Source organism: Thermoanaerobacterium calidifontis (assembly GCF_055381745.1).
Genome location: NZ_AP042436.1, coordinates 1,697,996 through 1,721,256, shown reverse-complemented (window position 1 = coordinate 1,721,256; position 23,261 = coordinate 1,697,996). Strand labels below are relative to the sequence as shown.

Below are 23,261 nucleotides of genomic sequence, written 5' to 3'. Positions count from 1 at the left end.
TTTATAATACTATTGTAAGATGTCTGGGTGTGGCGCAGTTGGTAGCGCGCCAGAATGGGGTTCTGGAGGTCGCTGGTTCAAATCCAGTCACTCAGACCATTGCTTACAGTCATGCGGGTTTTAAGAGTTATCCACATGACAAAAAATAAAATGGTCAATATAAAATACAAAAACATATTTGAAATTACTTAACCACTCGACTAAAGGAGTGGTTATTTTGTTGCTTAATATGGAATTTGTTTTTATATCTTAGATTTTTCAACGGCTCTAATTCTATTCATGGCACTGGGGTGTGTATAAGAAAACCACTCGATGAATTTTGGAGGTTCTACGTCGGATAAGCTTTTTTCTGCTAAATCTACCTGCAACTTGATCACTGAATTTTTATCATGGAGGTATTGTACGGAAAGCAAATCAGCTTGTCTTTCCATTTGCCTTGATATAAAATTTTGAATTGGATTTGTATCAAAATTGACAAGCAACATAAAAAGATAAAACACTGAGATTATATAGGGACTATATCTGAGGCTTTGCGCTTTGATGATACTCGTCTTTAAAAGAATATTGAATATAAAGAATATTATAAAGATCCCAAATGAACCAATTATTATGCTCTTTAAAACGTGATTTTCTTTCCAATGGGCGGCTTCGTGGGCAATTACAGCTTTTATTTCGTCCTGCGGATATTTTTTTAGCAGCGTGTCGTAAAGGACTATTTTACTTGTGTTGCCAAAACCATAGAAATACGCATTTGCAAGTGTCGTTCGCTTGCTGGCATCCATTTCTTCGACTCTGTCAATTTTTATTCCTGCGTTTTTTGATATGTCATTTACCATGCTAAGGATGGCTGGATCTGTAATAGGTGTAAATTTATTGAACATAGGTGCTATAAAAGACGGCCAAATAAAGTTTTGCAAAAATAACATAGCAGTAAGAAATATGGATGCATATACCCACCAAGTTTTTTGAAATTTATTTATAGCAAAGAATAGCAAAACTATTCCTACGCTGGATAGAACAATATCTATTAGCGAGTTTTTAATGTAATCTAACCACCATGATTGAATTGTCTGCACGGAGAATCCCCATTTTACTTGTAGTCTGTATGAATAGAAACTAAATGGCAGTGATAACAACTTTAAAATTATCCACAATAATAGAAAAAAGATGAATACACTTAGATAATAATGCTTTCCACTGATTCTTTCACATATTTTTGATAATTTAATTGAGAGTCCACCGAAAACAAACCAAAGCAAAAAAATCAATTGAACTAAAAAAGAAGAAATATACAATAATCTATTTTCTTTGTGGTATGGGATAGATTTTTCTACTGTATAGTGTGAAAAAAATTTATATACGTCTTGAGATACGATATTAGGTGTAAGCGTGTAATATATGTACAAAGATGAAAATAACAATGCAACAAATGTCAGCAAAAACCATATTTTATTAAACTTTACGTACAATCTAATCACCTCTTTCTACGGATTATTACCATGAATATATTATATTATATGCAAAGATGGATTTAAAATTATTTTACTTTATTTTTGTATGTATGTGCTATAATTAAGATAGATTTATCATTGGAAGGTGCAATAATGAAGACACTGCTGGTAGCATTAAACGCTAAATATTACCATACAAATTTAGCCATAAGAAATATTAAGCTGTATTGTAGACCTATGGACATCCAGCTTTTGGAAATGACCATAAATGATGATTTGGACTTAATTCTACATAATATCCTAAACAAAAGGCCTGATGTCATTGGATTCTCTTGTTATATATGGAATATAGATAAAGTGCTGAAGCTTTGTGAATACATAAAAAAGGTCAATAAAGATATTTTAATAGTTCTTGGAGGACCTGAAATATCTTTTGATTCAGATGATTTATTGAAAACTGGTGTTGCAGATTTTATTGTGTTAGGCGAAGGGGAAGCAACTTTTAAAAATCTTCTACAAAAAATCCATAATGGCGAAAATGTGTATGACTTAAATGGCATAAGTTATATGAAGGATGGAAAAGTAATATTAAGAGAAAATACTGATTATGTTTGTCTGGACGATATTCCATTTCCTTATGGTGGGGAGGATATTTCCAATAAGCTTGTGTATTATGAGACATCCAGAGGGTGCCCTTTTAGATGTTCTTATTGCTTATCATCTCTTGATAATAAGTTGAGATATGCCAGCATTGAAAAAGTCAGAGATGATTTAGAGAAACTGACAAACATGGGCGCAAGAATTGTAAAACTTATAGACAGATCTTTTGACAGCAATATAAAAAGAGCAGTAGAAATATTAGACATAATAAGGGGTATGAGGAGCGACACAGTATTTCACTGCGAAGTTAATCCTGAATTAGTCAATCAAGAGTTTATAGATAGCTTAAAAGGCATAGAAGACAGAATTCAATTTGAAGTAGGCATACAGACGACTAACAAGGAAACTTTAAAGAACGTGTCGAGAAATCCAGACGTTAGTGGTGCGTTAAATGGCATAAAACTTATCATCAATGCAGGTGTAAAGGTGCATGTAGATCTAATCGCTGGATTGCCTGGCGACGATTTTAATTCGATTGTGAAATCTTTTAATGATGTATATGAGTTAAATCCTGACGAAATTCAATTAGGCTTTTTAAAGCTTCTAAAAGGGACCAGAATTAGAAAAAACAAAGATATCTATGGCATCAAATATAAAAGTGATCCTCCGTATGAAGTTCTGATGACCAATACAATATCTTACATGGAGCTGTATGAGCTTAAAAATATCGCTTTCTTAGTAGATAAGTATTACAATTCTGGGAAATTTAAAATGTCATTAAGATTTTTGCTTGATTTTTTTAAAGATCCGTTTGAATTGTATAGCCGTTTGAATTGTTTTTGGGAAGAAAACGGATTTTATGGAAAAAAGCATTCTTTAAATGATTTATTTGATATTATTTATAGATTTGCCTTTTCGGAAGGTGTAGATACTGATTATTTTAAAGATTATTTAAGGTTTGACTATTTGTACTCTACTAATAATAAGGCATATCCTGATTGCCTTAAAGAGGATAAAAAAGTACCAGATGAAGTAAAATCATTGTTGCGGAATGATGAATGGTTAAAGCGCAATCTGCCGGCAGCAGTTGGCATGTCTAATTCTGAAAAAAATAAGAATCTCTCTATAGGCTTTTTTAAGCATGATGTTTTAAATATAGAAGGAGGAAATGTGTACATAGCCTTCTTTCACTGTGATGATAAAACATATTGTGCAAAAATAAATGTTTAAGGTGGGGTAGTATGTCAAAGACGCTTGTCATAGCACACCGCGGTGATTCTAAAAACGCTCCGGAAAATACGCTGTCGTCATTTAAGAGAGCTGTTGATGCAGGCTCAGACGGAATAGAATTGGATGTACAGCTTAGCAAAGACGGATATCTTGTGGTAATACACGATGAACGAGTAGATAGGACAACTGACGGAATAGGATATGTTAAGGACTATACATTGAAAGAGCTTAAAAGGCTAAGCGCAGGAATAAAATTTGGCAGAAATTATATGAATGAGAAGATACCTACTTTAGCGGAGGTTTTTGAGCTATTGGGAAATAGGAGCATATTGGTAAACATAGAGATAAAAAGTGGCTTGATATCATATCCGGGGATAGAAGAGAAACTGGTCAACTGCGTATTTGATTATAATTTTGAAGATTTGGCTTTAATATCATCATTTAATCATTATAGCTTGAAGACAGTGAAAGAGATTGAGCCAAGGCTTAACATTGGACTTTTGTATGAGTGTGGACTTGTAGAACCGTGGCATATTGCAAATAGGATGCACGCATATTCGCTTCATCCATTTTATGTAAATATAATACCTGAGGTTGTGAAAGGCTGCAAATCGAATAATGTCAAATTGTTTCCATGGACGATTGATGATGAAGAACTTATGAAAAACATGATTCGATTGGGCGTTGATGGAATAATCACTAATGATCCATTAAAACTGATTGATTTAGAGAAAAAACTACATTAGTTTTACAGGAGGATATGGTATGAAATCAAACAAGTGGATGAAAGATATGACATTTAAAGAAAAGGTAGAGTACATTTGGGATTATTATAAGATACACATAATAGTAGGGATTATCGTTGTAGCTATAGTTGCATCATTTGTCAATTCAATTTTGACAAACAAAAATTACGTATTTGACTTCTCAATGATAGGAACATCGATAAATTTTGATAAGGAAATGAATTTCCAGAATACCATCACAAAAGAACTTTTAGGAACTGATAAGGGGAAAAATCAAGCATTAGTTGAATTTTACATGTTGACAAAAGGCAGTGACGGAAAATTTCAGCTTGATCCCACATCTGTACAAAAACTTATGGTCAAAATTTCTGCTGAAGAAGTAGATGTCATAGCGCTTGACAAGGATAATTTTTATGCATTAGGAAATCAAGGAGCGTTTTTAAATCTTGACACTGTAAAAAATCTTGATTTAAGTGGATTGGACACAGAGAAACTTCCTGCTTCAAAAGATGTCAAAGCTGGCACATATGGCATTTATCTCAACAAAGATAATAAATATTTAGATGGGATTGGATATGATTATCATGACAAGATAATTGCTGTGCTATCTAATTCTAAAAACAAAGACTTGTCAGTAAAATTCCTTAAATGGCTTCTTGATATAAAGTAGTTTTTCATGTATACTATGAATGTATTTTCAAAACTTGCTTATTGTGAATATTGACGAGGTGATAGTGTGAAAGAAAAAATAAAGCTTCTTAAAGGTGATATAACAGATCAAGAGGTTGATGCAATTGTAAATGCTGCCAATTCTGGTCTTTTAGGTGGTGGCGGTGTAGATGGTGCTATACATAGAGCTGGCGGGAAAGTCATAGATGAAGAATGCAGAGAAATAAGAGATAGAGAAGGTGGTTGTCCAACCGGAAAAGCTGTAATAACACACGGAGGTAATCTAAAAGCAAGCTACGTTATACATGCGGTCGGCCCAATTTGGAAAGATGGGAATAATGACGAGGACAACTTATTAGCCAGCGCATACATAGAGAGTTTGAAAATAGCTGATAAATACAATTTAAAGACAATTGCCTTTCCGTCTATAAGCACAGGCGCTTATGGATTTCCTGTTGAAAGGGCTGCAAAAATTGCTTTAAGGGCAGTGTCTGATTACCTTGACAAAAGTCAAATCAAAGAAGTGAGATTTGTCCTTTATAGTGATAATGATTATGATGTATATTCAAAGGCTTATGATGAATTATAAATTAAAAGCAGACCAGATATTGGCCTGCTAAAAAATTCTTATTTTACTATGTTTGTCAACACAAGTCCTATCATGATTATTCCTACTATCAATCTGTAGTAAGCGAAAGGTCTTAATGGATGACTTTTAAGGTACGACAGAAATTTGTCGACAACTATCAAGGCAACTATAAATGACATTATAAAACCTACTGCTAAAGCTTCCCATTCTATAGATGTCATTGTAGCTATTCCTTTATGAAGTGATACGACTGTAGCACCAAACATTGTGGGTATAGCCAAGAAAAATGAAAACTCTGCAGCAGCCTTTACTGATAGCCCTGCCATCATGCCACCCATAATCGTCGATGCCGATCTTGACATACCGGGGAATAGGGACATACATTGTGCAACTCCAATCCAAAAAGACTTTTTTGGGGTTACTTTATCCATGTCATCGATTTTATAGTTGGAAAATGCGTTTTCTACAATAATCATCATTATTGCACCTATCACAAGTGCTATTGATACTGTAAAAGGTGAGAATAAATGTTTATCGATAAAATCATTTAGCAGAAGTCCTAAAATTGCTGATGGAATGAAAGCGATGACGATCTTAAGCCATAATCTGAATCCCCATTTATTAGGTGCTAGATTTTTAAGAGAATTCCATATTTTTTCTCTGTAATAATATACGATGGCAAGTATAGCACCTAGTTGTATGACCACTTCAAACATTGTGGCATAGGCACCTTTAAAGTTTAATAAATCCCCAACGATGATCAGATGGCCTGTTGAAGATACAGGCAGAAATTCAGTCAAGCCTTCTACGATACCAAGTATAAAAGCTTTGATTAAAAGAATCATAAGATACCGACTCCTTACTATTTATTTGTTAAACACTATTTAATTTTATATTAACTTTAAGTTTAATTCAACATGTCTTTATGTGTTCTAATCTATTTTTAATATGATATAATAGGTGTATAATTATGTTGTGAGGTGGTTTTGTGCTTTTGCCAGGCTTTTTTTCGTTTGCAATAGGAATCATAATACTTGCATTTATAGTTTGGCTTTTTGGAAAGTCTATAAAAATACTTTTTAAATTTGTCATAAATTCTATAATTGGCTATATTTTTCTTTTGATTTTTAATTTTTTTGGCTCGATTTTTGGCTTAACATTGCATTTAAACATAATAAATGCTTTTGTTGCAGGTGTTTTTGGCATACCAGGAATAATTGTATTGCTGATTTTGAAGTATCTATTTAAAATTTCTTTTTAACCCTATTGGGGTTATTTTTTTATGACTAATATTGTTGATTTGATTTGGAATAATAAGTACGAAGGAGGTATTGAAATGGATATAAGAAAGATCATCCTTGACAATTTAAAAAATCGTTCAAAAGACGATATTAAAGGATTTATACAAGAAGCTGTAGATGCAAAGGAGGAGAATGCCATACCTGGTCTTGGCATAATTTTTGAAGCAGCATGGGAGAAAATGAATGATAATGAGAAAAACAACGTGATGGATTACATAATGAGAGGAATATCATAAAGGGTATCTTGGTTGATACCCTTTATTTTATAGTAGCAATACCGTTACTATGTAACCGCAAGTCAAACCTACGATTACCGAAAGCAGATTTCTTTTGACTATCGCATCAGGGTCCACCTTAATGACTGCAGTTACAGGTACCACGCTCCAAGGGATTATGGTGCCACCACCAACCCATATACAGGTTATTTCACCTAATGAAGCCAATATTGATGAATTTATATTAAGCGTATGAGCAAAAGTTTTAGAAAGTGCACCTACCAAAGGTAGCCCAGAAAATCCTGAGCCTGATAGTCCTGTCAGTATTCCTATTAAAAGCTGCATCAATGCTACAGTGTATTTATTTAAAGGAATGTGCTTTGAAAGGTAAATGCCGAGATCCATGAGATATCCTTTCGCATCTGGACCTATGACCTCTTTTGCAGTTGTCAACTCTCCTAAAAAGAAAAAAGCACTTATCAATATGATTGGAGCAAATGTTTTGATTCCAGACAAGAAACCATTTTTCAAGTAGTCTCTTGTCTTGTTTAAGAAATCTTTTTGTACGATTGTTGAAGCTAAAAGTACGATTATTGCAGTGCCGCCGATTAATGCCGTTGCCGCATTTCCTTTGATTTTTAAAATGTACATTAAAAAAGTATCGATGGCAAAAAAGAGTACAGCGACAAATGAAATAATGTAACTTTCCCTGTATATTTTCTTTCCATCTAAATCATTGTTGTAATTATTTTCTTTTTGCTTATTGTCTTTTAAATTTTTCATTGTAACAAAATAAAAGAAAACTATTGTGATGAGAGATGTTACACCCCATACTGGTATGCTACTTAAAATTAATTTTGATGTAGGTATTCCTAATGTTTTAGCTGTTACAGATGGAACACCTTGTATAAAAAAATCTCCTGATAAAGCAGCTCCAAATCCGAATATGGTTACTAAGGATGCAAAACTCAATTCATCAAAGCCTGATTTCAAAACAGGCCCGATTAAGACAGCACCTATTAAACCAACAGCAGGTGACGGCCACAAGAAAAGAGATAAAACCATCATCACTATGCCCACGATCCAAAATGTTTTACTTGGAGAGCTTAGAAATCTCAATAATGGCTTTGCTATGACAACATCTGCGCCTATATCATCAAGTGCACGTGACATGGCAATAATCAGGGAAATGATAAGTATTACCTGCCAAAGCTCTTTTCCGGATACAAATACAGAAGAATACAAAATTTCAATAGATTTCAATACGTTTTTAGTCTGTGACATTGCTACGGCAAATATGCCCACAATACAAGGCAAAATTATGTCTTTTCGAAAGACCATAAATAAAAATATTACAAGTATTGAAATTAAGTAGACAATATGTGTTGTTGTTATATTTACCATTGTAACACCTCATTTTTTACGTTTTTATTTACTCGCTTCAATTACATATTTTGCGTTGAGTTTGGTAAAATTATTAAAAATATGATAAAATATTCGATAAGGAGGTAGTTAAAATGAAACCAATGCAGCTTAAAGATGGTGTAACAAAAATTGGTGCAGTCCATTTTGAAAGGAGATTGTTTGACTCTCTTATTCCACTTCCTGACGGGACAAGCTATAATGCTTATCTCATAGAAGGCAGTGAAAAGATAGCTTTGATAGACACAGTTGATCCTATGAAAATAGAAGTGCTTATGGATCAATTGAAAGATGTACAAAAGATAGACTATATTGTATCAAATCATTCCGAACAGGACCATTCTGGTGGAATTCCTTTTGTTTTAGAAAAGTATCCTGATGCAAAAGTTATATGCACTCCGAAAGCAAAGGCCTTTTTAATGGATCTTCTACATATTTCTGAAGACAAGATAATAACTGTAGAAGACAATGAAACTGTATCTCTTGGAGGAAAGACTCTTAGGTTTATTCATGCCCCATGGGTACATTGGCCTGAGACCATGTTTACATATCTTGAAGAAGACAATATCCTGTTTACATGTGATTTTTTAGGTTCACATTTGGCTACATCGAAGCTTTTTGCAGAAGATGAATGCCATGTTTATAATTCTGCAAAGCGATACTATGCAGAAATAATGATGCCTTTTAGAAACTTTGTGGCAAAAAATCTTGAAAAGATAAAAGATTTAAAAATAGATTACATAGCTCCATCCCATGGTCCGGTTTACAATAGACCACAATTCATTTTTGATGCGTACAATAGCTGGGTATACGACGAACCGAAGAATATAGTTGTTATACCGTATGTTACAATGCACGGTTCTGTAAAAGCAATGGTAGATTATTTGACTGCTGTTCTTTCACAAAAAGGTGTCGTTGTAAAACCATATGATTTAACAGTTACAGATTTAGGTGAACTTGCTATGTCATTAGTTGACGCTGCCACAATAGTCGTAGGCACGCCGACGGTTTTGACTGGGGCACACCCACAGGTGATTTATGCTACATATCTCGCAAATGCCTTAAAGCCAAAAACTAAATTTTTATCAATTGTTGGGTCATACAGTTGGGGCGGAAAAACTATTGACCAATTGTCCAGCATGATTACAAACCTAAAAGTTGAAGTGATACCGCCAGTATTTATAAAAGGTCTTCCAAAAGAAGAAGATTATAAGCTTTTAGATGAATTAGCAGATAATATAGTTAAAAAACATAAAGAAGCAAACATTAAATAATTAATGTATCATAGAAGAATATAATAGCAGATTTGTGTATAGAATATCCTGTGAGGTGATTTCATGATAAATTTAAACGGACAAAATACCATAGCTCCAGGCATTATTAGCGCTATGACAACTTATGAAGAAGATTCACTTTTAAAGAAATCACAGGATGCATTAAATGTGTACGTTAATGGTGACTTTGTGGGTAAAAAAGTGCTTGTTGCAAACGGCGATGGTGGTGTTAACGCAGTAAAAGAGTATTTACTAAACAAAGGATATACTGGTTTTGAATATAAGATAGACGGCAACAACATAATGATACAGGCTGACGATGGTGTGTGTGATGAAATAAAAAGATTGTTGAATGTGTATTTAACTATACGGTAAGGAGCTTTAATGCTCCTATTTTTTCATTTTAAGATGATTATTGACGTTTCTTTATTTCAATAATTATAAAAAAGTAGTATAATATCTATTAAGAAAAATATATTAATAAATAATAATTATTAATGATAGAAATTTTTTGAAAGTTATTTTAAAAAATGCTGTTTCTGAGTTATTATAATGTATAGAAATGGTTAAAATTTAAGACATTAAATGAAAGAAGGTGATATTATGGCAACAGATAATATATCCAGTGTTATGGTTATTTTTGGTGGCACAGGAGACTTAACTCATAGAAAGTTGATGCCCGCTGTTTACAATTTGCTTTATGAAAAAAGCCTTCCAGAAAATTTTTGCGTCGTTTCGGTTGGAAGGCGTGATAAGACGGATGAGATTTATCGCAATGAAGTATACGAATCTATTAAGAAATTTTCGAGAATTAAAATAGATGATGAGCTTTGGAAAAATTTAAGAGATAGAATATACTATCAAAAGTTTGAGTTTCATGATGATGATGGATACTCAAGACTTAAAGATTTTTTGAGAGCGCTTGATGACAAATATCAAACAAACGGAAATAGAATTTATTACTTGGCGGTAGCTCCTGAGTATTTTGAACTCATCGTTGAAAAGTTACATCAACATGGAATGGCAGAGAATGAAAAATCGTGGCAAAGAGTCATGATAGAAAAACCATTTGGCAAGGATTTGAATTCTGCAGTTTATTTAAACAAAAAGATAACTGATGTTTTTACTGAAAAAAACACGTATCGCATAGACCACTATTTAGGCAAAGAAATGTTGCAAAACATAATGGTAATCAGGTTTGCCAATGTGTTTTTTGAGCCAGTTTGGAACAACAAATACATAGACAATGTGCAGATATCCTCCAGTGAGACGGTTGGCGTAGAAAATAGAGGTGGATACTATGAAAAAGCTGGTGCGCTAAGAGACATGATTCAAAATCACATGTTGCAGCTTTTGACGCTGACTGCCATGGAACCGCCTATTGATCTTACTACTGATTCTATCCATGATGAAAAAGTGAAGGTGTTAAAATCTCTTAAGGAGTTAACGCCGGATCTTGTATTGAAAAATGCAGTGAGAGGTCAGTATGAAGGTTATAGGAACGAGGATAGAGTATCACCTGATTCCGATACAGAGACATTTGCTGCAATTAAAGTCTTTGTAGACAATTTTAGATGGGCCGGTGTACCTTTCTACATAAGAACAGGTAAAAAATTGCCAGTAAAATCCACTGAAATAATAATACAGTTTAAACCTCTCCCAGGCGTTTTGTATTTTAAAGAGTATGGTGGACTTATGCCAGACCTGCTGGTCATTAAGATACAACCTGAAGAAGGCGTTTTTTTGCAGTTTAATGCGAAAAGACCTGGTACTTTAAATAAGGTGATACCGGTACGAATGGATTTTTGTCAAAATTGCCAAGTTGGCATGAATTCACCAGAAGCTTATGAAAGATTGATTTATGACGCGCTGCGAGGAGATTCTACTCTTTTTACGAGATGGGATGAAGTTGAGTATTCATGGAGGTATGTAGACAAAATAGCTGAGGTCTGGAAAAACAATAAACCAAAGTTTCCTAACTACAAGCCAGGAACATGGGGACCTTATGATGCTGATGAATTACTTCTTAGAGATAATTTTAAGTGGTGGAATATAGGAGGTTTTTACGATGAAAATATATGATGTTTCGATGAATATCAATAAGAATATGCAGGTTTACAAAAACAAACCTGAGAAAAAACCTGAATTGATTGTAACCAGCGATTTTCCCAATGACAGCGTGCATGAATCCAGGATATGTATGGATATGCACACAGGTACTCATTTCGATGCGCCTCTTCACATGATAGAAGGCGGTGATACGATCGACCATTTTGATATAACAAAAGCTGTTTCAAAATGCAAAGTTCTTGATTTTACCAACGTAGATGATAAGATAACTGCAGATGATTTGAAAGAGAAGGAAATAGAAAGCGGAGAATTTGTACTTTTAAAGACGAAAAATTCTTATGAAGATAGTTTCAACTTTAATTTCATTTTCTTAGATGCAAGCGGAGCTGAGTATTTGAAGGAAAAGAAAGTAATAGGAGTTGGAACAGATGGACTTGGAATAGAAAGAGCACAGCCAAACCACGAAACCCATAAGACTTTACTTGGAAACGGAATAACTATACTTGAAGGATTAAGGTTAAAAGACGTAAGAGAAGGAAAATATACATTGATTGCTGCTCCTTTAAAAGTAGATGGTGCAGAAGCTGCACCTACCAGAGCGCTTTTGATAGAGGACGATAAAAAATGAAAGTCAACATGTACAATATAGGCAATTGTATTGTTGGCAATTCTGAGGTTGATTTGGACAATATCCAGGAAATATCTAATATACTTATAGACAAATATGGTGAAAGTACAATGTTGGAATTCGTTGAAAATTTCAAAGCGGGGCAAGATTATTCAGATGCTTTTAAAAACGCTTTGAATAAAAAACACATGATTAAAAAATTAAAATTTAAAGAAAGTATCTAATTTGGAGGTTAATATGGATAAGAAGTTGAAAGATCGAAAAGACATCGACGACAAGTACAAGTGGAAACTGGAAGACATATATGAAAGCGATAAAGAGTGGAATGACGATTTTGACAAAGCCAAGGAAATCATAAGGCAATTGTCAGACTTTAAAGGCAAGATTAAAGATGCAGAATCCCTTTTAAATGTTCTTAAGCTAAATGATGCCTTGCAGATGATTATAGAGAAGCTTTTTGTGTATGCCAGGATGAAGAGAGACGAAGACAATGGCAATGGCAAATATCAAGCATTGACAGATAAAGCTATGAGAATTAATATTGAGGCATCTAGTGCAGCTTCTTTTATTGCTCCAGAGATTTTATCGATGGATGAAAAAGTCTTGAAAAGCTGTATTGAGGATAATGATGATTTCATAGATTATAGGCATTTTCTGGAGAATTTATTAAGGTATAAGCCTCATACCCTTTCAGACAAAGAAGAGATGATATTGGCAGAAAGTGAAGTCATGGCACACTCTCCTGAGAATATATTCAAAATGCTGGATAATGCCGACATCAGATTTCCTTCTATTGAAGATGAAGATGGGGATTTGGTGGAGCTGACGCATGGAAATTATATTAAATACATAAGCAGTAAAGATAGGAATGTCAGAAAGAAGGCCTTTGAATCACTTTACAGCGTCTACAAAAATTTTGCCAATACGTACGCAGCCATGACAGATTCCAATGTTAAGAAAGATGTATTCTATTCAAAGATAAGAAATTATAGTACATCTTTGGAAGCTTCGCTTTTTGATGACAATGTCCCTGTATCTGTTTACGACAATTTGATAGAAGCTATACATGAAAAGATTAATCTATTACACAGATATGTTTCTCTTAGAAAAAAGATGTTGAAACTTGATGAGCTGCATATGTACGATCTTTATGTGCCATTAGTTGCTGACTTTGACAAAGAATATGAATACGAAGAAGCCAAAGACATAGTGCTAAAAGCTTTAGAGCCATTGGGTAATGAGTATGTAAGCATCTTAAAGGAAGGCTTTGATAGCCGTTGGATAGATGTCTATGAGAATAGAGGCAAGACATCTGGAGCGTATTCATGGGGAACTTATGGCGTGCATCCATTTGTGCTTCTGAACTTTCAAGGTAAATTGGATGATGTTTTCACCATTGCTCATGAGATGGGGCATTCACTTCATACGTATTATTCTGACAAAGCTCAGAAATACATCAATTCTCACTATAAGATATTTGTTGCAGAAGTCGCATCTACTTGCAATGAATCTATTTTAATAGACTACCTTTTAAAAAATGCAAGAGACAAAAACGAGAAGTTGTATCTATTAAACCATTATCTTGAACAGTTTAAAGGAACAATATTTAGGCAGGTTATGTTTGCTGAATTTGAAAAGTATACCCATGAAGAAGCTGAGAAAGGTGAAGCGCTGACTGCAGAAAAATTGTGCCAAAAGTATCATAAACTTAATCAATTTTATTACGGAAATGATATAATAGTAGACGATGAGATCGATTATGAATGGGAAAGGATACCGCATTTTTATTCAAGCTTTTATGTCTACAAATATGCTACAGGATTTTCCGCTGCTGTTGCATTGTCGCAGATGATTTTAAATGAAGGGGATGATGCGGTAAAAAGATATATAGAATTTTTAAAAAGCGGTGGTTCAGATTATCCACTTAATATCTTAAAAAAAGCTGGTGTAGATCTTACAACAAAGAAGCCGATTTTAGATGCTTTAAATGTATTTGAGAATGTATTAGATGAAATGGAAAGACTTTTGGACAGGTGATGAATTTGAGAGAGTACAGCGTTTTTGATATAATGGGACCTGTCATGATTGGTCCCAGCAGTTCACATACAGCAGGAGCTGCACGGCTGGCAAAGATAGCCAGACAAATAGCAGGTGATGATGTAAAAGAAGTGCAGTTTATACTGTATGATTCTTTTGCAAACACATATAAGGGTCATGGCACTGACAAAGCGCTTGTCGCCGGAATCATAGGACTTGACCCAGATGATGAAAGGCTGCCTAATTCTTTTGAATTGGCAAAAGAGCAAAACATCTCATTTTCATTTGTAAAAAGCGATAAGGATGCATCACATCCTAATACAGTTAGAATGATTATAAAAAACAATTTAGGTGATGTTATTGAAGTATTGGGTTCGTCAATAGGCGGAGGCAATGTTGTGCTTAAAGAAATTAACGGCATGAATGTGGAGTTTACAGGAGAGTACGAGACGCTTATTACAAAGCATATTGACAAACCTGGTATCATAGCAATGGTGACAAAGGTCTTATCGGAGCACATGATAAATATAGCTTTTATGAGGGTGTACAGGCAGTTAAAGGGGGATATGGCTATTATGGTGATTGAATCAGATCAAACCATACCAGAAGATGTGCGAGTAAGAATAGAACATATTGATGGAATAGAGAAAGCTATAGTTGTAGACAGTGTGATAAAGCATAAATAAAACGTACTGAGGTGAAGAAGTTGTATCAGTTTAGTAGTGGATTTGAATTACTGGAGCTTACAAAAAAATATAATATTCCTATATCGGAAGTCGTGATAAATTATGAGCACGAGATGACTGGCGATGATAGAGATGTAATAATAGAAAAGATGTCATCAAATCTTGATGTGATGAGAAAATCTATCGAAAGAGGCTTGAAAGAAGATGTAAAATCTGTAGGTGGTTTTATCGGCGGAGATGCTAAAAGATTGTACGATAAAATAATTAATAATTTTACAATAAGCGGTGAGACAGTTTCAAAAGCTGTTGCATCGGCTATTGCAGTATCAGAAGTAAATGCAGCGATGGGCAAAATTGTTGCAGCACCTACTGCTGGTTCCAGTGGCGTCATTCCGGGAGCGTTGATAACTATTGCAAGGAAATTTGGCAAAAATGATGAGGAATTGATAAAATCCTTGTTTACATCATCTGGAATTGGAATAATAATCGCAAAAAATGCTACGCTTTCAGGTGCAGAAGGAGGATGTCAGGCTGAAGTGGGCTCAGCGTCGGCTATGGCTGCCGCTGCTTTAGTTGAATTGATGGGTGGTTCCCCTGACGAGGCCTTAAATGCAGCGTCTTTTGCCATTATGAATCTTTTGGGACTTGTATGTGATCCTGTAGCAGGGTTAGTGGAGGTTCCATGCGTCACGCGAAATGCAATTGGTGCTGCAAATGCTTTGATTTGCGCTGATCTGGCTTTATCTGGCATGAAAAGCATCATTCCTTTTGATGACGTTGTAAGTGCAATGGACAGTGTAGGGAAAGCTATGCCTTGTGCACTTAGAGAGACGGCTGAAGGAGGGCTTGCAAAGACTGCAACCGGCATTAAGCTGAAAATGAATATGAGAGAATAGAGAAAGGCTTTACGAGTTATTCGTAAAGCCTTTTTAAAAACCGATTTTTAATCGGTAATTACCTCTATAAGAGGTAGAACTGTTTAAATTTATTTAATTTTCTATTATAATATATGCATATATAATGATTTTGATACAAAGTTAAAGGGGGTTGATCCAATGGAAATCGTCAATGTAAATTTAAAAAATTATTCATATCCTATTTACATCTCAAATGGAATTTTAAGTGATATTGGGCTATATTTGAGAAATCACTTGAGAAGTGGAAGGGCAATCATAATCACTGATTCAAATGTGTCAAACATATATCTTCAAAACGTTGAAGACGCTTTATCGAAAGATGGATTTGTCGCAAGTCACTTAGTTATAAAAGCTGGTGAAGAAAGTAAAAATTTAGACACAGTAAAACATTTGTTGGAGGAATGTCTCGACTTTGGATTATTGAGGGATAGTTCTGTGATAGCATTAGGTGGAGGAGTTGTAGGTGATATAGCCGGACTTGTAGCTGCGCTGTACATGAGGGGTATAGACTTTATACAGATTCCGACAACTTTATTGGCGCAAGTTGACAGCAGTGTGGGAGGTAAGGTTGGAGTAAATTTAGATGAGGGGAAAAACATTGTTGGCTCATTTTATCAGCCAAAGGCTGTTTTCATTGATACAAGCGTACTGAAAACTCTAAATAGAAGGGAAGTTTTAGGAGGAATTTCGGAGATAATAAAGTACGGCATAATTAAAGATGAATCATTGCTTAATTTTTTAGAAACCAATATGGAGAAAATATTAAATTTAGATGATGATATGATGAGATATCTGATTAAAAGATCATGTGAAATAAAAAGCGATGTTGTATCAAAAGATGAAAAAGAAAATAATATAAGAGCCATTTTAAACTATGGGCATACTATAGGACACGCCTTAGAATCAATTACGCGGTACAAAAAGTACATTCATGGTGAAGCTGTTGCAATTGGAATGTATTATGCTGGTAAAATTGCCTTAAACAGAAAGTACATCGATGAAAGTTATCTTTTGCGCATTAAAAATTTACTGATTTCATGTGGGCTTCCTGTTGATTACGGCAATATAGATAAATATGAAATAATTGATGGTATAAAGCATGATAAGAAAAATAGAGAGGGCAAGATAAAGTTTGTCCTGCCAGTAGGACATGGCAATGCTGAAGTCTTCGATGTTTTAGAAGAAGAAATATTGAATGTGTTGAATTAGCAAAAGGAATTTTCTTGACTTTAACAGAACAAAGTATTAAAATATCAACAAAATAGTTAAAGGGGGTGTGACATGAACATTTACTACCTTGGACCGAAAGGCACATTTTCTGAACAGGCTCTTATCTTTTATATTAATCAAAAACGAGGATACTGCATTAAAGAGTTAAAGACAATTCCAGACATTATTACAATGTTGAGCATTAATAAAGATGATGAGGGATTAGTTCCGATAGAAAACTCTATAGAAGGCACTGTAAATGTAACATTGGATATGCTTATAAACGATGCCGATGGTCTTAAAATAAAAGGTGAGGTAGTCATTCCCATATCTCATTGTCTTATCGCTGACAAAAGTTTGGACTTTGACGAAATAAAGGTTATAATCTCTCATCCACAAGCACTTGCTCAGTGCAGAGATTATATCAGGAGAAACTTGCCTAACGCTGAAATCATAACTGCAGATAGCACGGCAAAAGCCGTATCTGAAATAAAGAATAAAGCCCATGCTGCAGCGATAGGCAATGCCAGGGCTGCAGAGATTTACGGTGCACAAATAATCGACAGGGATATACAAGATGTGAAAAACAATTTTACGAGGTTTATCGTTCTTGCCTCGAATGATTGTGAATACACCGGGTATGACAAGACATCCATAATATTTTCTGTTCCAAATGAGCCAGGCAGCCTCTATAAGATATTAGAGGTCTTTGCCAGAGAAAATGTAAATATGACCAAGATAGAATCAAGGCCTTCCAGAAAGAAGATGGGCGAATACGTGTTTTGGGTTGACATTGAAGGTCATAGATGCGATAATCGCATTAATAAAATATTAGGTGTGTTGATGGGTAAAACGGAGTTTTTAAAAGTATTAGGTTCATATCCTAAATACATGTAAAACGGTAGAATGGAGGATTTTTAAATGGTAATTGTTATGAAGCCAAGTGCTACAGAAAAACAAATCTCTGATGTATCAAATCTTTTATTATCTCTTGATTTAAAACCCCACATTTCTAAAGGAGAAGAACGAGTAGTAATAGGTGTGATAGGAGACAAGAAAAAGCTTAAAGATAAAAATGTTGAGCTTATGGAAGGTGTGGAGAAAGTCATACCTATAGTTGAGTCATACAAACTTGCAAGTCGTACATTTAATCCCATATCGACGATTGTAGATGTAGACGGCGTCCAAGTTGGCGGTAAAAGTGTGGTCATAATGGCTGGCCCTTGTGCTGTTGAAAGCAAAGAACAGCTTTTTGAAAGTGCAGAAGCGGTTAAGAAGTTTGGAGCTAAATTTTTACGAGGTGGAGCATACAAGCCTCGCACGTCTCCATATTCTTTCCAAGGACTTGAAAAAGAAGGACTTGAAATGCTGTATGAAGCTAAAAAGTATACGGGTTTAAAAATTGTCACGGAGGTTATGGACGTTTATTCCATAGAAATTGTAGCTAAATATGCGGATGTATTGCAAATTGGCGCGAGAAACATGCAAAACTTTTCGCTGCTTAAAGAAGTTGGTCGGTCCAACATGCCTGTTCTTTTAAAGAGAGGCATCGCAGCCACAATAGAAGAGTGGCTTAATGCTGCTGAATACATTTTAAGCGAAGGTAACAAGAATGTGATACTTTGCGAGAGAGGAATAAGGACATTTGAGCAGTACACAAGAAATACCCTTGATTTAAGTGCGGTGCCTGTTGTAAAAAGACTGAGTCACTTGCCAATAATAGTCGATCCGAGCCATGGGACAGGAAAATCTTTTTTAGTAAATCCGATGGCTAAAGCTGCAATAGCTGCCGGAGCAGATGGCCTCATAATTGAAGTTCATCCCGATCCTAAAAATGCTTTATCAGACGGTGCCCAGTCATTGACGCCAGACGAATTTAGAGTTTTGGCAGAAGAAATATCTAATGTAGCAACTGCTATAGGACGTGATTTTAAATGATCAAAAAAGTGGCTATCATAGGATTGGGTCTTATAGGAGGTTCTCTGGCCAAAGCCATAAGAAAATATACGAATTTAGGCATAATAGGCATAGACGTTAAAGATGATTATATAGAGGAAGCTTTAATGGAAGGAATAATTGATGATGGTTTAAAAAAGCTTGACATGAAAATAGATGCTGATGTTGTGTTTGTGTGCACTCCTGTTGGTGCAGTCATAAATTGCATAGAAGAAATGCTTCCTCATTTAAAGGACGGCTGTGTGATAACTGATGTTGGAAGCACAAAAAAAACGATAATGGATGCGGTAAAGGGTATATTGCCGAAAGATAAATTCTTTATAGGCGGTCATCCTATGGCAGGCTCTGAAAAGTGTGGATTTTCCTCAAGTAGTTCTGAACTCTTTTTTGGAAGCAATTATTTTATAATTCCCGACGAAAAAACACCAGACAATGTGGTAGAGATTTTTGTCGATGAAATCATTAAAAAAATTGGTGCTAATCCTATACTTGTAGACAGCTATTCACATGATAAGATAGTAGGTATTGTGAGCCATGTACCGCATATCTTATCGGCAGCATTGACTAATTTTGCATATAGAGAAGACGCAGATGCTATAAAATTCGCTGCCGGTGGCTTTAAAGATTCTACGAGAATATCAATGTCCCAGACTGAGATGTGGAAGGATATTATTTTGAATAATAAAGACGTGATAAAAAAGCTGATAATGGATTATGAAAATCTTTTAAACGAATTTTTATTTAGCCTTGATTGTGACGATATAAAATCACTGTGTGAATTTTTTGATTCAGCCAGAGAAATCAGAAAAAGCATAGCTTCTTGACTTTGGAAAGGAATGAATGTTTTTATGGATGTAGAAATTTCTAAAAAAAGCCATCTAAAAGGTGTAGTGAATGTTCCTGGAGATAAATCCATATCCCATAGAGCCATAATGTTTGGCTCTATTGCCACTGGCGATACTGTTGTGAAAGGTTTCTTAAAGAGTGAAGATTGCTTTTCGACGATAAATTGCATGAGAAAGTTAGGTGTAGACATAAAAATAGATAAAGATGATGTATATGTTAGAGGAAAAGGCATGTATCTGAATGAAAGCCTTGATATTTTAGATGCTGGAAATTCTGGTACAACGATGCGCCTTTTATCAGGCATTTTAGCCGGTCAGAATTTTACATCTACTATAACTGGTGATGAGTCTTTAAGAAAAAGGCCTATGAAGCGGATAATAAAGCCATTATCAATGATGGGGGCGGAAATAACAGCGGCTTATGACAACTATGCTCCTCTTACCATAAAAGGTAGTACACTTAATGGAATTAGCTACAAAACAGAAGTTGCCAGTGCTCAAGTAAAATCTTGCATAATGCTGGCAAGTTTGTATGCACAGGACGTTACGATAATCGAGGAACCGTATTTGTCCAGAAACCACAGCGAGCTTATGCTTAATTACTTTGGCGGAAATTTTGAATCTTATGACAATAAGGTGATATGCCGTCCTGTGGAAAAACTGCATGGGTGCGAAATCTTGGTTCCTGGTGACATATCTTCTGCTGCTTATTTTATGGTAGCAGCCAGCATATTACCTAATTCAGAAGTGTTGATAAAAAATGTAAATATAAACAACACGCGAACAGGAATAATAGATGTGTTGAATAAAATGGGTGGCAATATTGAAATAATAGATGCGAAAGTCGTAAACAATGAGCCTGTAGCGGACATAGTAGTAAAATCTTCACATCTAAAGGGAATTGAGATTGGTGGTGAGATTATACCGAGGTTGATCGATGAGATACCGGTTATTGCGGTAGCGGCAGCTTACGCTGATGGTACTACAGTTATAAAAGATGCTGAAGAACTAAAAGTAAAAGAAAGCAATCGCATAGACACCATGGTAAGCCAATTGAGAAAAATGGGTGCTGACATAGAAGCTACAAGCGATGGTATGGTAATTGGTGGGAAAGAAAAGCTGTTTGGTGCTACGGTTGACAGCTACAACGATCATAGAGTTGCCATGTCATTAAGCATAGCTGCCCTAAAAGCTGATGGAAGTACAAAGATAAAAAATGCTGAATGTGTGAATATTTCATTTCCTGATTTTTATAGCGTACTTAATGTGCTATAATAAAAATTGGTGATTTTAATGGAAGAAAGCATACTCATAATTGAAGATGAGAAAAGAATTGCGAGATTTTTACAGATAGAGCTTGAACATGAAGGTTATAGTGTGACATTAGAATATAGCGGCAATAGTGGTTTAAGAAAGGCTTTAGATGGAGATTACGATTTGATAATCTTAGATTTGATGCTTCCAGGTTTGGATGGTTTTTCAGTCTTGAGAGAACTGAGAAAAAAATCATCAACACCTGTAATAATTTTAAGCGCAAAAGATGAGGTAAAAGACAAGGTATTAGGGCTTGATATAGGCGCTGATGATTATCTTACGAAGCCGTTTTCGATTGAAGAGCTTATGGCGAGAATAAGAAATGCCCTTAGAAAAAATGCAAAGTCAAATGCTAATAAATTGGCATATGATGGCATAACAATGGACCTGTCTACATACGAAGTAAAAAGAGATGGAATAAAGGTAGAGTTGACGAAAAAAGAGTTTGAGCTTTTGAAATATTTGATTATAAACTCTGAAATAGTGCTTACAAGAGAAAATATATTGGAGAATGTATGGGGCTACAATTATATTGGTGAGACAAACATAGTTGATGTGTACATAAGATATTTGAGGAGTAAAATTGATGAACCGTTTAATAATAAGTTGATACAGACGATAAGAGGTGTAGGATACTCTTTAAGGAAAGAAAAAGATGAAGATTAAAGGCTTTAAATTATCAATAAAGTTGAGAATTGCATTGCTTTATGCTATCATATTTTCATTTATTTTAATAGTGCTTAATGCGTCTGTGTTGTACGGCCTCAAATATTACCTTGTATATCAAGCATTTGACGATATACAAAATCAATCAGATGTCATAGTCGAAAAGCTGAAAGAGGTTGATGGAATAATTACAAGTGTAGACAAAGATTTGCTTTTCGGATCGTTGATAGGTGAAAATATGTATTTAAAGATTGTGGATTTGCAGGGGAAAATTGTGTACGTGTCTTCACCACATTTGATTGATATATCCTACGATAAAAATATAAATACACCTACAAAAATAGAAAAAGATGAGACGCATATAGCATACATAAACAGAGAGTACATTTATGGGAATAAGGGCTTTTACATTCAGGTTTATGAGGATTTAAAAAATCAGTATTTCTTTTTAAAGCTTTTGTTTGTGATGATGGCTGTTTCTGATGTCATTGGAGTATTGGTGTCTTTTTTTGCAGGGTATTTTATAACAGGTAGAGCATTAAGACCTGTTGATTATATGGTGAGAGAAGTTCATGCAATCGACGAGAAGAAATTAAATAAAAGATTGAGCGTTAATGGAAATAATGATGAACTGTCTAAGCTTGCTGCTACATTTAATGACATGCTGGACAGGCTGGAAGACTATTTTAAAAGGCAGAATGCATTTATATCAAATGTGTCTCATGAGCTTAGGACACCTTTATCTGTCTTGAAAGGATATATAGAGCTTATAGACAGGTGGGGGAAGGATAACAAAGATGTACTGGAAGAGTCTATAGGTGCTTTAAAAAAAGAAGAGCAAGAAATGGAGATATTGATTGAAAGGCTTTTAATGCTGGCAAGAGGAGATAACAAGACGCTTAATGTAAACAAGAAATTATTTAACGTTTATGAATTGATTGCAGAAATAGTCAGGAATGCTAAAGTGATTTTTAATGAAAAGAACATTGAGATTTTTTGTGATAAAACTTTGGAAATGAATGCAGATAGGAACCTTATAAAGGAGCTTCTAAGAATAATTCTTGATAATGCATTAAAATACACAGATATTGACGGCAATATAAAAATTTTTGCAGAAGAAGTAGATAAAAATGTAGCCGTAATAATTAAAGACGACGGAATCGGAATACCTGAAGAAGAGATTCCTTATATATTTGACAGATTTTATAGGGTTGACAAAGCAAGGAGCAAAGAAACTGGTGGAATGGGTTTAGGACTGTCTATTGCAAAGCTTATTGTTGAGCTGCATGGTGGAAGTATTGAAGTAAGAAGCAAATTAAATGAAGGATCTGAATTTAAAATAACGATCCCAAAAGTTTGACGGATGGGATTGTTATTTTATTTTTAGTGACATACTCCACAATATATGGTATAATATATTTATAAAATCACTATAT

General features: G+C 34.7%; 24 protein-coding genes and 1 tRNA gene. 22 read left to right on the top strand and 3 right to left on the bottom strand.

Going from position 1 to position 23,261, the window contains the following annotated elements:
- Positions 1 to 23: 23 nt before the first annotated feature.
- Positions 24 to 99: transfer RNA gene (locus ACZ42G_RS09040), tRNA-Pro, on the top strand.
- Positions 100 to 242: 143 nt separating this feature from the next.
- Here ACZ42G_RS09040 and ACZ42G_RS09035 read toward each other — a convergent pair.
- Entirely contained in the window at positions 243 to 1,469 is a 1,227-nt protein-coding gene (locus ACZ42G_RS09035) for a M48 family metallopeptidase (RefSeq protein WP_464850151.1), read from the bottom strand.
- 135 nt (positions 1,470 to 1,604) lie between these two features.
- Between ACZ42G_RS09035 and ACZ42G_RS09030 the strand changes: the two genes are divergently transcribed.
- From ACZ42G_RS09030 to ACZ42G_RS09015, 4 genes are all read left to right on the top strand, one after another.
- Complete coding sequence (locus ACZ42G_RS09030; protein WP_274894055.1) at positions 1,605 to 3,281, top strand: B12-binding domain-containing radical SAM protein; 1,677 nt, start codon at positions 1,605 to 1,607, stop codon at positions 3,279 to 3,281.
- A gap of 11 nt (positions 3,282 to 3,292) precedes the next feature.
- The gene (locus ACZ42G_RS09025) at positions 3,293 to 4,027 is read left to right on the top strand and encodes a glycerophosphodiester phosphodiesterase (RefSeq protein WP_464850149.1); all 735 of its coding nucleotides are present in this window, start codon (positions 3,293 to 3,295) and stop codon (positions 4,025 to 4,027) included.
- 19 nt (positions 4,028 to 4,046) lie between these two features.
- Complete coding sequence (locus ACZ42G_RS09020) at positions 4,047 to 4,697, top strand: ABC transporter substrate-binding protein (protein ID WP_464850148.1); 651 nt, start codon at positions 4,047 to 4,049, stop codon at positions 4,695 to 4,697.
- A gap of 66 nt (positions 4,698 to 4,763) precedes the next feature.
- Entirely contained in the window at positions 4,764 to 5,285 is a 522-nt protein-coding gene (locus ACZ42G_RS09015) for an O-acetyl-ADP-ribose deacetylase (protein ID WP_464850146.1), read from the top strand.
- Positions 5,286 to 5,323: 38 nt separating this feature from the next.
- Here ACZ42G_RS09015 and ACZ42G_RS09010 read toward each other — a convergent pair whose 3' ends face one another.
- Complete coding sequence (locus ACZ42G_RS09010; RefSeq protein WP_085112139.1) at positions 5,324 to 6,130, bottom strand: undecaprenyl-diphosphate phosphatase; 807 nt, start codon at positions 6,128 to 6,130, stop codon at positions 5,324 to 5,326.
- 143 nt (positions 6,131 to 6,273) lie between these two features.
- Between ACZ42G_RS09010 and ACZ42G_RS09005 the strand changes: the two genes are divergently transcribed.
- Both ACZ42G_RS09005 and sspI read left to right on the top strand, forming a co-directional pair.
- Positions 6,274 to 6,546, top strand: a complete 273-nt coding sequence (locus ACZ42G_RS09005; RefSeq protein ID WP_085112138.1) for a pro-sigmaK processing inhibitor BofA family protein — start codon at positions 6,274 to 6,276, stop codon at positions 6,544 to 6,546.
- A 75-nt stretch (positions 6,547 to 6,621) separates the two neighbouring features.
- Complete coding sequence (gene sspI, locus ACZ42G_RS09000; protein WP_085112137.1) at positions 6,622 to 6,822, top strand: small acid-soluble spore protein SspI; 201 nt, start codon at positions 6,622 to 6,624, stop codon at positions 6,820 to 6,822.
- Between the two features lie 27 nt (positions 6,823 to 6,849).
- Here the strand turns inward: sspI and ACZ42G_RS08995 are convergent, their stop codons facing one another.
- Positions 6,850 to 8,205, bottom strand: coding sequence for a hypothetical protein (locus ACZ42G_RS08995; RefSeq protein ID WP_464850144.1), 1,356 nt, complete (start codon positions 8,203 to 8,205; stop codon positions 6,850 to 6,852).
- Positions 8,206 to 8,318: 113 nt separating this feature from the next.
- On the opposite strand from ACZ42G_RS08995, the gene ACZ42G_RS08990 reads away from it, so the two are divergent.
- From ACZ42G_RS08990 to ACZ42G_RS08920, 15 genes are all read left to right on the top strand, one after another.
- The gene (locus ACZ42G_RS08990; protein WP_085112135.1) at positions 8,319 to 9,497 is read left to right on the top strand and encodes an FprA family A-type flavoprotein; all 1,179 of its coding nucleotides are present in this window, start codon (positions 8,319 to 8,321) and stop codon (positions 9,495 to 9,497) included.
- Positions 9,498 to 9,560: 63 nt separating this feature from the next.
- Positions 9,561 to 9,872, top strand: a complete 312-nt coding sequence (locus ACZ42G_RS08985) for a hypothetical protein (RefSeq protein ID WP_085112134.1) — start codon at positions 9,561 to 9,563, stop codon at positions 9,870 to 9,872.
- Positions 9,873 to 10,100: 228 nt separating this feature from the next.
- Positions 10,101 to 11,579 (top strand): glucose-6-phosphate dehydrogenase, encoded by a 1,479-nt coding sequence (gene zwf, locus ACZ42G_RS08980; RefSeq protein WP_464850141.1) that lies wholly within the window; start codon positions 10,101 to 10,103, stop codon positions 11,577 to 11,579.
- On the top strand, positions 11,566 to 12,195 hold the full coding sequence (locus tag ACZ42G_RS08975) for a cyclase family protein (RefSeq protein ID WP_085112132.1): 630 nt from the start codon (positions 11,566 to 11,568) through the stop codon (positions 12,193 to 12,195). The genes zwf and ACZ42G_RS08975 overlap by 14 nt, the downstream gene beginning before the upstream one ends.
- Positions 12,192 to 12,419, top strand: coding sequence for a hypothetical protein (locus ACZ42G_RS08970; RefSeq protein WP_085112131.1), 228 nt, complete (start codon positions 12,192 to 12,194; stop codon positions 12,417 to 12,419). The genes ACZ42G_RS08975 and ACZ42G_RS08970 overlap by 4 nt, the downstream gene beginning before the upstream one ends.
- Before the next feature lie 13 nt (positions 12,420 to 12,432).
- Positions 12,433 to 14,232: an oligoendopeptidase F gene (pepF, locus tag ACZ42G_RS08965; protein ID WP_085112130.1), complete on the top strand. Its 1,800-nt coding sequence runs from the start codon at positions 12,433 to 12,435 to the stop codon at positions 14,230 to 14,232.
- Positions 14,232 to 14,918, top strand: coding sequence for an L-serine ammonia-lyase, iron-sulfur-dependent subunit beta (gene sdaAB, locus ACZ42G_RS08960; protein ID WP_085112129.1), 687 nt, complete (start codon positions 14,232 to 14,234; stop codon positions 14,916 to 14,918). The genes pepF and sdaAB overlap by 1 nt, the downstream gene beginning before the upstream one ends.
- Before the next feature lie 20 nt (positions 14,919 to 14,938).
- Positions 14,939 to 15,814, top strand: a complete 876-nt coding sequence (gene sdaAA, locus ACZ42G_RS08955; RefSeq protein WP_464852146.1) for an L-serine ammonia-lyase, iron-sulfur-dependent, subunit alpha — start codon at positions 14,939 to 14,941, stop codon at positions 15,812 to 15,814.
- 159 nt (positions 15,815 to 15,973) lie between these two features.
- A complete protein-coding gene (aroB, locus tag ACZ42G_RS08950; RefSeq protein WP_464850140.1) occupies positions 15,974 to 17,044 on the top strand; it encodes a 3-dehydroquinate synthase in 1,071 nt (356 codons plus the stop codon).
- Positions 17,045 to 17,116: 72 nt separating this feature from the next.
- Complete coding sequence (pheA, locus tag ACZ42G_RS08945; protein WP_014758489.1) at positions 17,117 to 17,941, top strand: prephenate dehydratase; 825 nt, start codon at positions 17,117 to 17,119, stop codon at positions 17,939 to 17,941.
- A 24-nt stretch (positions 17,942 to 17,965) separates the two neighbouring features.
- Entirely contained in the window at positions 17,966 to 18,982 is a 1,017-nt protein-coding gene (gene aroF / locus ACZ42G_RS08940; RefSeq protein ID WP_464850139.1) for a 3-deoxy-7-phosphoheptulonate synthase, read from the top strand.
- A complete protein-coding gene (locus tag ACZ42G_RS08935) occupies positions 18,979 to 19,824 on the top strand; it encodes a prephenate dehydrogenase (protein WP_014758491.1) in 846 nt (281 codons plus the stop codon). The genes aroF and ACZ42G_RS08935 overlap by 4 nt, the downstream gene beginning before the upstream one ends.
- A 24-nt stretch (positions 19,825 to 19,848) precedes the next feature.
- Complete coding sequence (gene aroA, locus ACZ42G_RS08930) at positions 19,849 to 21,120, top strand: 3-phosphoshikimate 1-carboxyvinyltransferase (protein WP_464850137.1); 1,272 nt, start codon at positions 19,849 to 19,851, stop codon at positions 21,118 to 21,120.
- An 18-nt stretch (positions 21,121 to 21,138) separates the two neighbouring features.
- A complete protein-coding gene (locus ACZ42G_RS08925; protein WP_464850135.1) occupies positions 21,139 to 21,825 on the top strand; it encodes a response regulator transcription factor in 687 nt (228 codons plus the stop codon).
- Positions 21,815 to 23,185: a sensor histidine kinase gene (locus tag ACZ42G_RS08920; RefSeq protein ID WP_464850134.1), complete on the top strand. Its 1,371-nt coding sequence runs from the start codon at positions 21,815 to 21,817 to the stop codon at positions 23,183 to 23,185. The genes ACZ42G_RS08925 and ACZ42G_RS08920 overlap by 11 nt, the downstream gene beginning before the upstream one ends.
- Positions 23,186 to 23,261 lie beyond the last annotated feature (76 nt).

Excerpts from the sequence above, each read along its gene's own strand:
- ACZ42G_RS09030 (WP_274894055.1), top strand. The coding sequence starts at position 1,605 with ATGAAGACACTGCTGGTAGCATTAAACGCTAAATATTACCATACAAAT.
- ACZ42G_RS09025 (WP_464850149.1), top strand. The coding sequence starts at position 3,293 with ATGTCAAAGACGCTTGTCATAGCACACCGCGGTGATTCTAAAAACGCT.
- ACZ42G_RS09020 (WP_464850148.1), top strand. The coding sequence starts at position 4,047 with ATGAAATCAAACAAGTGGATGAAAGATATGACATTTAAAGAAAAGGTA.
- ACZ42G_RS09010 (WP_085112139.1), bottom strand. The coding sequence starts at position 6,130 with ATGATTCTTTTAATCAAAGCTTTTATACTTGGTATCGTAGAAGGCTTG.
- sspI (WP_085112137.1), top strand. The coding sequence starts at position 6,622 with ATGGATATAAGAAAGATCATCCTTGACAATTTAAAAAATCGTTCAAAA.
- ACZ42G_RS08995 (WP_464850144.1), bottom strand. The coding sequence starts at position 8,205 with ATGGTAAATATAACAACAACACATATTGTCTACTTAATTTCAATACTT.
- ACZ42G_RS08990 (WP_085112135.1), top strand. The coding sequence starts at position 8,319 with ATGAAACCAATGCAGCTTAAAGATGGTGTAACAAAAATTGGTGCAGTC.
- ACZ42G_RS08985 (WP_085112134.1), top strand. The coding sequence starts at position 9,561 with ATGATAAATTTAAACGGACAAAATACCATAGCTCCAGGCATTATTAGC.
- zwf (WP_464850141.1), top strand. The coding sequence starts at position 10,101 with ATGGCAACAGATAATATATCCAGTGTTATGGTTATTTTTGGTGGCACA.
- ACZ42G_RS08975 (WP_085112132.1), top strand. The coding sequence starts at position 11,566 with ATGAAAATATATGATGTTTCGATGAATATCAATAAGAATATGCAGGTT.
- ACZ42G_RS08970 (WP_085112131.1), top strand. The coding sequence starts at position 12,192 with ATGAAAGTCAACATGTACAATATAGGCAATTGTATTGTTGGCAATTCT.
- pepF (WP_085112130.1), top strand. The coding sequence starts at position 12,433 with ATGGATAAGAAGTTGAAAGATCGAAAAGACATCGACGACAAGTACAAG.
- sdaAB (WP_085112129.1), top strand. The coding sequence starts at position 14,232 with ATGAATTTGAGAGAGTACAGCGTTTTTGATATAATGGGACCTGTCATG.
- aroB (WP_464850140.1), top strand. The coding sequence starts at position 15,974 with ATGGAAATCGTCAATGTAAATTTAAAAAATTATTCATATCCTATTTAC.
- pheA (WP_014758489.1), top strand. The coding sequence starts at position 17,117 with ATGAACATTTACTACCTTGGACCGAAAGGCACATTTTCTGAACAGGCT.
- aroF (WP_464850139.1), top strand. The coding sequence starts at position 17,966 with ATGGTAATTGTTATGAAGCCAAGTGCTACAGAAAAACAAATCTCTGAT.
- ACZ42G_RS08935 (WP_014758491.1), top strand. The coding sequence starts at position 18,979 with ATGATCAAAAAAGTGGCTATCATAGGATTGGGTCTTATAGGAGGTTCT.
- aroA (WP_464850137.1), top strand. The coding sequence starts at position 19,849 with ATGGATGTAGAAATTTCTAAAAAAAGCCATCTAAAAGGTGTAGTGAAT.
- ACZ42G_RS08925 (WP_464850135.1), top strand. The coding sequence starts at position 21,139 with ATGGAAGAAAGCATACTCATAATTGAAGATGAGAAAAGAATTGCGAGA.
- ACZ42G_RS08920 (WP_464850134.1), top strand. The coding sequence starts at position 21,815 with ATGAAGATTAAAGGCTTTAAATTATCAATAAAGTTGAGAATTGCATTG.